The sequence below is a fragment of the Capnocytophaga canis genome (assembly GCF_000827555.1).
Classification (GTDB): domain Bacteria; phylum Bacteroidota; class Bacteroidia; order Flavobacteriales; family Flavobacteriaceae; genus Capnocytophaga; species Capnocytophaga canis.
This window is the reverse complement of sequence record NZ_CDOI01000050.1, coordinates 1-900: the sequence shown is the minus strand read 5'-3', so window position 1 is coordinate 900 and position 900 is coordinate 1. Positions and strand designations below refer to the sequence as shown.

Genomic DNA, 900 nt, shown 5'->3' with positions numbered 1-900 from the left:
GCTTTAAAATAATCAGCCGTCATATGTTCATCTTCCGAACAAGCGAATACACCTAACAATGCGAGTATAAAATAAAACTTTTTCATAAAAGTGTTATTTACGTTTGAAAAACTCTCCTTTATCGCCTTTTCGATACTCCTCTAATGTTTGAATGATTAAAATATTATTATCATCAGAGAACTTATACTTATATTCACTTACCGAAGCGGAAACTTTAAAACCAGCACCTGGGTGTAATACATACAATGTATTCTCCTTTGTGTAATAATATCTCTTTCTTTCATCTTTTTCTCCTGTTTCTCGGTCTATCAAATCAAACACCCCTTCTTCGGTATATTCACTATAAAAGGATGTTATTTTCTCCTCTAAGGTATTAGGATTTACAGCCTTCCATTTCCCAAAGAAACGGCTGTCTCTTTTTTGAGATTTAAAATAATCAGCCGTCATATGTTCATCTTCCGAACAAGCGAATACACCCAATAATGCGAGTATAAAATAAAACTTTTTCATAAAAGTGTTATTTACGTTTCAAAAATTCTTTGTAATTACTTAGTTCTCCGTTTGTATAGTCTTGTAAAACCAAAATACTATCCGAATTAGAAAATTCATATCGAAATTCATATACCGAAGCAGAAACTTTAAAGCCAGAGCCAGGGTTTAACACATAGAGTCTATCTCCTTTTGTATAATAATATTCCACCCTTTTATTTTTTTCTCCTGTCTCTCGGTATATCAGATGAAATTCCCCATCTTTTGTATAGTTATGGTAATATGTTGTAATTTCCTCTTCAAATGTGTCAGGATTGACATACATCCATTTCCCAAAGAAACGACTGTCTCGTTGTTGGGCTTTAAAATAATCAGCCGTCATATGTTCATCTTCCGAACAAGCGAATACAC

General features: G+C 33.0%; 2 protein-coding genes. Both read right to left on the bottom strand.

The genetic code is table 11. From position 1 onward, the window contains the following. Positions 1-93 precede the first annotated feature (93 nt). On the bottom strand, positions 94-510 hold the full coding sequence (locus tag CCAND38_RS01800) for a hypothetical protein (RefSeq protein WP_042343374.1): 417 nt from the start codon (positions 508-510) through the stop codon (positions 94-96). A gap of 7 nt (positions 511-517) precedes the next feature. Beyond that, positions 518-900 (bottom strand): hypothetical protein (locus CCAND38_RS11780; RefSeq protein ID WP_042343373.1); only part of this gene is annotated, 383 nt, incomplete at its 5' end.

What these genes read in the sequence shown, in the direction of transcription:
- CCAND38_RS01800 (WP_042343374.1), bottom strand. Translation starts at nt 510, where the DNA reads ATGAAAAAGTTTTATTTTATACTCGCATTATTGGGTGTATTCGCTTGT.